Origin of the sequence: Neobacillus niacini, from assembly GCF_030817695.1 — a bacterium.
Classification (GTDB): Bacteria; Bacillota; Bacilli; order Bacillales; family Cytobacillaceae; genus Neobacillus; species Neobacillus niacini_F.
This window is the reverse complement of record NZ_JAUSZQ010000003.1, coordinates 780,001-786,845: the sequence shown is the minus strand read 5'-3', so window position 1 is coordinate 786,845 and position 6,845 is coordinate 780,001. Positions and strand designations below refer to the sequence as shown.

The window sequence follows — 6,845 nt, the reverse complement described above, 5'->3', positions numbered from 1 at the left end:
GTTGGAAAAATAACCGGCTCCATTTTACGGTCAATAAACACAACCGGGAATTGAGCTTTTCTTAATTGTTTATAGGACTCTAAGTTCCCTGTCGTTGGAAAAATAATCAAGCCGTCTACTTGCTTAGCTATTAACATATTTATATAGCTTTGCTCTTTTTCAGGGTTATCATCTGCATTACAAACGAAAATATGAAAATCATTCTGCTTACATGTATCCTCAATGACTCTTATTATCTCCGTAGTAAAGGAATGAAGGATATTAGCAACAATAACCCCGATGGTTGCTGATTTCTTTTGTTTTAAACTCTTCGCCACATAATTTGGGATATAGTGAAGATCTTTGATCGCACTCTCAATTCTTTTCTTGGTGGCTGGTGCCATATATTCATAGCGGTTGTTTATATACTGGGAAACAGTACTCTTCGAAACTCCCGCTTTAATAGCAACATCTTTCATTGTGACTTTTTCCATCTGCATCTCTCTCCTAAACCGGTTTAGTAAATCGGTTTAGTGAAAGTATAAGTGAAAACACTTACATTGGCAATACCTTTTTAAAAGATTCTGAAAACAAACTTTCCAAGTGTTATTTATAAGTTAAATCTATTACCTTTTCGCTTCTTTAAATGCTTGACTATACGCACGTGCTGTCTGCTCAAGTTCTGCAAGGTATTGCTCATTGATTTCCCGCTTCGTATTCACAAGGTTGCTTCCAATTCCCGCCGCAACAGCGCCTGCTCTCACAAAATCACCAAGGTTTTCAAGATTTACACCGCCGGTAGGCATTAATGGAATTTGCGGAAGTGGTCCGTGGACATCTTTTAAATATTTCGGACCAAACACATTTGCCGGAAACACTTTGATTAGATCTGCACCATTTTCAAAGGCAGTTAAAATTTCTGTCGGAGTTAACGCTCCAGGAATGCTTAGGACTCCATAACGTTTTGTCATTTTAATCGTTTCTATGTTCGTCGTTGGAGAAAAAACAAATTTTGCTCCGGCCATAATCGCTGCTCTTGCTGTTTCAGGATCAAGGACTGTTCCTGCACCAACAATGACTTCATCCCCAAGTTCTGCGGATAACTTTTCAATTGTCGAAAGAACTCGAGGTGTTTCAAGTGTAATTTCTAAGGCAGTAACGCCGCCGCTTTTTAAAGCATTTGCAATGGGGATAATATTTTCTTTTGATGCACCGCGAATAACAGCTACAATACCTGTCTCTTTAATTTGATCTAGTAAAGTCATAAAATCACCTTTCCTTAACGAATGACATCGTTTTCATTGTTTGATAGAATTTGATCAATTTCAAATCGATCTGGAAGACCTTCAACATCTCCCTTGACCATAGTCACATGTGCACCTACTGCGTTCGCACGTTTAACAGCTTGTTCAAGCGGTAAGTCATCAATCATTCCTGAAAGAAATCCTGCTGCGAAGCCATCACCCGCTCCAACGGGATCAACAACATGCTTGACTGGAATACCAGATACTTTTCTTGTTTCATTTTCGGTAAAATAGATAGCTCCTTCTGCCCCGATCTTTAACACAACAATCGATGCGCCCAACTGTAAAAAACGTTTTCCAATTTCTTCAGGTTCGTCAACCCCAAATATAAATTGACCTTCTTCAACACCAGGCAGAATAATATCCGCTTCAGAAGCAATCTTCAGTAATACTTCTCTAGCCAAATCTTCTTCCCAAAGTTTTTTTCGAAGGTTCGGATCAAAAACGACCTTTACATTTCTCTCTTTTGCGATTTTGATAGCTTCATAGACCGTTTCACGGCAGCTCTCGCTGAGTGCTGGAGTAATTCCCGTGATATGGAGATATTTGGCTTGGCCAATATAGTCCTTATCTAAATCTTCCTTTGTCATCCTACTTGCGGCAGAACCTTTTCGATAATAATAAATATTGATCACGCCTTCGCGTTTATGTTCTTTAAAATACATCCCTGTTGGGGCTTCATCTGTTAGTTGAACCGTACGAACATCGACCCCTTCACCGCGGATAAACGAAAGCATGCCTTTCCCAAATTCATCATTCCCTACTTTACTGATCCAGCCTGCCTGATGACCAAGCCTAGATAAACCAATGGCTACATTCGACTCAGCTCCCCCATACCTTTTCGAAAACTGCTGCGAATATCTTAGCGGCCCCTCCGCCTCAGGAGTAAACAGCACCATCGTTTCTCCAATGGTTACAACGTCCATCACTTTTCCCCCTAACTCACTTACTGTATCCCATTCTTGCTGATATCCTTTCAGTGGTTACTAATAAATTGCTTACAATTCTGTCCTTATGCATGAGCATTCTCTCTTTTGGACCAGCAACACTTACCGCTGCCTTTATCCTCTTGCTTACATCATAGACAGGTGCTGCAATACAAAGTAATCCTTCTTCATTTTCTTCTTCTTCAAACGTATAGCCTAGTTCAAAAAACTCAGATAATTGCAATTCCAAAGCCTGACGATCTGTAATCGTCTTTGGTGTAATCGCCTTCAATTCAATCTTACTTAAAATCTCTTCCCTCTCACGAAAAGGAAGGAAAGTTAAGAATGCTTTTCCCAAACCAGTACAATAAACTGGCCTTTGCATTCCAATATAAGCACTTGTCCGTATGGAACGCTCAAACTCAAACTTATTTACATAAACCACTTTGTCTTCTGAAAGGACCGCCATAAAAACGGTCTCCTCTACTGTATTCATTAATTCTTGCAAATACGGTTGAGATTCGGTTACGAAATCAAAGGAATCTAGTGCTTTTGAACCCAGTTGAATAAGGTTCGCACCAAGTTTATACTTTTTTGAAGCTGATTGTGATAAATAGCTTTGATTGTATAGGGTTTGAATCAGATTAAAGGTACTACTCTGGGGCCAGCCTAGTTTGTCACTCATTTCTTTCACGGTTAATCCATCAGGATATTGAGCAAGCAATTCAAAAATTTGTAAAACGCGCAGTGCAGACTTAACGGTCAAAATAACACCTCACTTTAAAATCACATATGTGATTGTATATATGAATCATATATTCGTTTATTGAGGGTGTCAATGCATTCTCTTTAAATATTGAGAAAATAATAAAAAAAACACTCACAAATGTTGATTGACAACATTTGTGAGTGTTTTTTGATACCGGTGGTCGGGGTCGAACCGACACTCCAGAGGAACACGATTTTGAGTCGTGCGCGTCTGCCAATTCCGCCACACCGGCAATATAAAATTTGTTAAAGTAATGCCGAGGACCGGAATCGAACCGGTACGGTAGTCACCTACCGCAGGATTTTAAGTCCTGTGCGTCTGCCAGTTCCGCCACCCCGGCGCAATAAAATGCGCTATTAAATCTTAAATTAAAAAATTAAAGGCGGCAACCGGATTCGAACCGGTGGTAAAGGTTTTGCAGACCTCTGCCTTACCACTTGGCTATGCCGCCATATTATGGAGCGGAAGACGGGATTCGAACCCGCGACCCCCACCTTGGCAAGGTGGTGTTCTACCACTGAACTACTTCCGCGTATTGGCTGGGCTAGCTGGATTTGAACCAACGCATGTCGCAGTCAAAGTGCGATGCCTTACCGCTTGGCTATAGCCCAATGATAATTTTTTCTTCATCCAAAAATGGTCTTATGGGGCGACTGATGGGAATCGAACCCACGAATGCCTGAACCACAATCAGGTGCGTTAACCACTTCGCCACAATCGCCACAATAAAGTTAATTGGCAGGGGTAGTAGGAATTGAACCCACACCAAAGGTTTTGGAGACCTTCGTTCTACCTTTAAACTATACCCCTAAAAAAGAAAGCTATTCTCACTGTATGAAAAAACTATGGTTAAAATTCAATGTCGTAAAACTAAATTGGTGGAGGGGGACGGATTCGAACCGCCGAACCCTGAGGGAGCGGATTTACAGTCCGCCGCGTTTAGCCACTTCGCTACCCCTCCACATAATATGAAATTTCCACCTAATGGTGCCGGCTAGAGGACTTGAACCCCCAACCTACTGATTACAAGTCAGTTGCTCTACCAATTGAGCTAAACCGGCAAGCATATAATCAATAGAATAAAAATGGTGGCTCAGGACGGAATCGAACCGCCGACACAAGGATTTTCAGTCCTTTGCTCTACCGACTGAGCTACTGAGCCACTATATTAAGCCTCTTTATTAAAACCTAATGGTTTTAGAATAAAAATGGCGGTCTGGACGGGACTCGAACCCGCGACCTCCTGCGTGACAGGCAGGCATTCTAACCAACTGAACTACCAGACCGAATTGCGGGGACAGGATTTGAACCTGCGACCTTCGGGTTATGAGCCCGACGAGCTACCGGACTGCTCCACCCCGCGACAATAAAAATATTTTGAAGATTATTTTCACTTCGTGAAAAAATCATGGTGGAGGATGACGGGATCGAACCGCCGACCCTCTGCTTGTAAGGCAGATGCTCTCCCAGCTGAGCTAATCCTCCATTTTAAGAAATAAATTTTTTAAAAATATTAAATGGTGACCCCTACGGGATTCGAACCCGTGTTACCGCCGTGAAAGGGCGGTGTCTTAACCGCTTGACCAAGGGGCCATATAATAATAGATAGTGTTTTTATGGCGGAGAGCAAGGGATTTGAACCCTTGAGACAGGGTTACCCGCCTACACGATTTCCAATCGTGCTCCTTCGGCCACTCGGACAGCTCTCCATAAAAGAATGGCTCCGCAGGTAGGACTCGAACCTACGACCGATCGGTTAACAGCCGATAGCTCTACCACTGAGCTACTGCGGAATAATAAAAGTATTGCAGCCTGGCAACGTCCTACTCTCACAGGGACAAAGTCCCAACTACCATCGGCGCTGAGAAGCTTAACTTCCGTGTTCGGTATGGGAACGGGTGTGACCTTCTCGCCATTATTACCAGACTACTTTTCTCAAAGACAATCTTTATTATACTGTCTTTTTGAGATTTTTCAAGAGGTTTTTGAAAAAAATTCATTCCCTCAAAACTAGATAATTTCAGAAGAAGTGTGTAAAAACGAGTTCACCTAAAAAATTGGTTAAGTCCTCGAACGATTAGTATCAGTCAGCTCCACACGTTACCGCGCTTCCACCTCTGACCTATCAACCTGATCATCTTTCAGGGTTCTTACTAGCTTGACGCTATGGGAAATCTCATCTTGAGGGGGGCTTCATGCTTAGATGCTTTCAGCACTTATCCCGTCCGCACATAGCTACCCAGCGATGCCTTTGGCAAGACAACTGGTACACCAGCGGTGCGTCCATCCCGGTCCTCTCGTACTAAGGACAGCTCCTCTCAAATTTCCTGCGCCCACGACGGATAGGGACCGAACTGTCTCACGACGTTCTGAACCCAGCTCGCGTACCGCTTTAATGGGCGAACAGCCCAACCCTTGGGACCGACTACAGCCCCAGGATGCGATGAGCCGACATCGAGGTGCCAAACCTCCCCGTCGATGTGGACTCTTGGGGGAGATAAGCCTGTTATCCCCGGGGTAGCTTTTATCCGTTGAGCGATGGCCCTTCCATGCGGAACCACCGGATCACTAAGCCCGACTTTCGTCCCTGCTCGACTTGTAGGTCTCGCAGTCAAGCTCCCTTGTGCCTTTACACTCTGCGAATGATTTCCAACCATTCTGAGGGAACCTTTGGGCGCCTCCGTTACTCTTTAGGAGGCGACCGCCCCAGTCAAACTGCCCACCTGACACTGTCTCCCACCCCGATCAGGGGTGTGGGTTAGAATTTCAATACAGCCAGGGTAGTATCCCACCGACGCCTCCACCGAAGCTGGCGCTCCGGCTTCTCAGGCTCCTACCTATCCTGTACAAGCTGTACCAAAATTCAATATCAGGCTACAGTAAAGCTCCACGGGGTCTTTCCGTCCTGTCGCGGGTAACCTGCATCTTCACAGGTACTATAATTTCACCGAGTCTCTCGTTGAGACAGTGCCCAGATCGTTACGCCTTTCGTGCGGGTCGGAACTTACCCGACAAGGAATTTCGCTACCTTAGGACCGTTATAGTTACGGCCGCCGTTTACTGGGGCTTCGATTCAGAGCTTCGCTTGCGCTAACCCCTCCTCTTAACCTTCCAGCACCGGGCAGGCGTCAGCCCCTATACTTCGCCTTGCGGCTTCGCAGAGACCTGTGTTTTTGCTAAACAGTCGCCTGGGCCTATTCACTGCGGCTCTTCGAGGCTATTCACCTCAAAAAGCACCCCTTCTCCCGAAGTTACGGGGTCATTTTGCCGAGTTCCTTAACGAGAGTTCTCTCGCTCACCTTAGGATTCTCTCCTCGCCTACCTGTGTCGGTTTGCGGTACGGGCACCTTTTATCTCGCTAGAGGCTTTTCTTGGCAGTGTGGAATCAGGAACTTCGGTACTATATTTCCCTCGGCATTACAGCTCAGCCTTAACGGTAAGCGGATTTTCCTACTTACCAGCCTAACTGCTTACACGCACATATCCAACAGTGCGCTTACCCTATCCTCCTGCGTCCCCCCATCACTCAAACGATAAAGAGGTGGTACAGGAATATCAACCTGTTGTCCATCGCCTACGCCTTTCGGCCTCGGCTTAGGTCCCGACTAACCCTGAGAGGACGAGCCTTCCTCAGGAAACCTTAGGCATACGGTGGATGGGATTCTCACCCATCTTTCGCTACTCATACCGGCATTCTCACTTCTAAGCGCTCCACCAGTCCTTACGGTCTAGCTTCAACGCCCTTAGAACGCTCTCCTACCACTGACACCATATGGTGTCAATCCACAGCTTCGGTGTTACGTTTAGCCCCGGTACATTTTCGGCGCAGAGTCACTCGACCAGTGAGCTATTACGCACTCTTTAAAT

At 45.1% G+C, this 6,845-nt stretch carries 4 protein-coding genes, 16 tRNA genes and 2 rRNA genes (1 of these 22 running past the window's edge); all 22 read right to left on the bottom strand.

Features of this window, described 5'->3' with window-relative positions; genetic code table 11:
- Positions 1–473 (bottom strand): LacI family DNA-binding transcriptional regulator (locus QFZ28_RS27395; protein ID WP_307197752.1); only part of this gene is annotated, 473 nt, incomplete at its 3' end.
- A gap of 132 nt (positions 474–605) precedes the next feature.
- On the bottom strand, positions 606–1,244 hold the full coding sequence (locus QFZ28_RS27390; protein ID WP_307196914.1) for a bifunctional 4-hydroxy-2-oxoglutarate aldolase/2-dehydro-3-deoxy-phosphogluconate aldolase: 639 nt from the start codon (positions 1,242–1,244) through the stop codon (positions 606–608).
- Positions 1,245–1,258: 14 nt separating this feature from the next.
- Positions 1,259–2,209, bottom strand: a complete 951-nt coding sequence (locus tag QFZ28_RS27385) for a sugar kinase (RefSeq protein WP_307196915.1) — start codon at positions 2,207–2,209, stop codon at positions 1,259–1,261.
- A gap of 16 nt (positions 2,210–2,225) precedes the next feature.
- Positions 2,226–2,975 (bottom strand): IclR family transcriptional regulator, encoded by a 750-nt coding sequence (locus QFZ28_RS27380; RefSeq protein ID WP_307196916.1) that lies wholly within the window; start codon positions 2,973–2,975, stop codon positions 2,226–2,228.
- A 154-nt stretch (positions 2,976–3,129) separates the two neighbouring features.
- Positions 3,130–3,210: transfer RNA gene (locus QFZ28_RS27375), tRNA-Leu, on the bottom strand.
- Between the two features lie 22 nt (positions 3,211–3,232).
- A tRNA-Leu gene (locus tag QFZ28_RS27370) sits at positions 3,233–3,318 on the bottom strand.
- Positions 3,319–3,358: 40 nt separating this feature from the next.
- Positions 3,359–3,429 (bottom strand) — tRNA-Cys (locus QFZ28_RS27365).
- 6 nt (positions 3,430–3,435) lie between these two features.
- Positions 3,436–3,510 (bottom strand) — tRNA-Gly (locus QFZ28_RS27360).
- A 4-nt stretch (positions 3,511–3,514) separates the two neighbouring features.
- Positions 3,515–3,589 (bottom strand) — tRNA-Gln (locus QFZ28_RS27355).
- 34 nt (positions 3,590–3,623) lie between these two features.
- A tRNA-His gene (locus QFZ28_RS27350) sits at positions 3,624–3,699 on the bottom strand.
- 15 nt (positions 3,700–3,714) lie between these two features.
- A tRNA-Trp gene (locus QFZ28_RS27345) sits at positions 3,715–3,788 on the bottom strand.
- A gap of 66 nt (positions 3,789–3,854) precedes the next feature.
- Positions 3,855–3,939: transfer RNA gene (locus QFZ28_RS27340), tRNA-Tyr, on the bottom strand.
- 24 nt (positions 3,940–3,963) lie between these two features.
- Positions 3,964–4,039, bottom strand: a tRNA-Thr gene (locus QFZ28_RS27335).
- Between the two features lie 25 nt (positions 4,040–4,064).
- Positions 4,065–4,140, bottom strand: a tRNA-Phe gene (locus QFZ28_RS27330).
- A 47-nt stretch (positions 4,141–4,187) separates the two neighbouring features.
- Positions 4,188–4,264: transfer RNA gene (locus tag QFZ28_RS27325), tRNA-Asp, on the bottom strand.
- Between the two features lie 3 nt (positions 4,265–4,267).
- Positions 4,268–4,341, bottom strand: a tRNA-Met gene (locus QFZ28_RS27320).
- Positions 4,342–4,387: 46 nt separating this feature from the next.
- Positions 4,388–4,463 (bottom strand) — tRNA-Val (locus tag QFZ28_RS27315).
- A gap of 33 nt (positions 4,464–4,496) precedes the next feature.
- A tRNA-Glu gene (locus QFZ28_RS27310) sits at positions 4,497–4,571 on the bottom strand.
- Positions 4,572–4,595: 24 nt separating this feature from the next.
- A tRNA-Ser gene (locus QFZ28_RS27305) sits at positions 4,596–4,687 on the bottom strand.
- 9 nt (positions 4,688–4,696) lie between these two features.
- Positions 4,697–4,771: transfer RNA gene (locus QFZ28_RS27300), tRNA-Asn, on the bottom strand.
- A 17-nt stretch (positions 4,772–4,788) separates the two neighbouring features.
- Positions 4,789–4,904 (bottom strand): 5S ribosomal RNA (gene rrf, locus QFZ28_RS27295).
- A gap of 131 nt (positions 4,905–5,035) precedes the next feature.
- A 23S ribosomal RNA gene (locus tag QFZ28_RS27290) occupies positions 5,036–6,845 on the bottom strand; it runs 1,127 nt beyond the window's last position.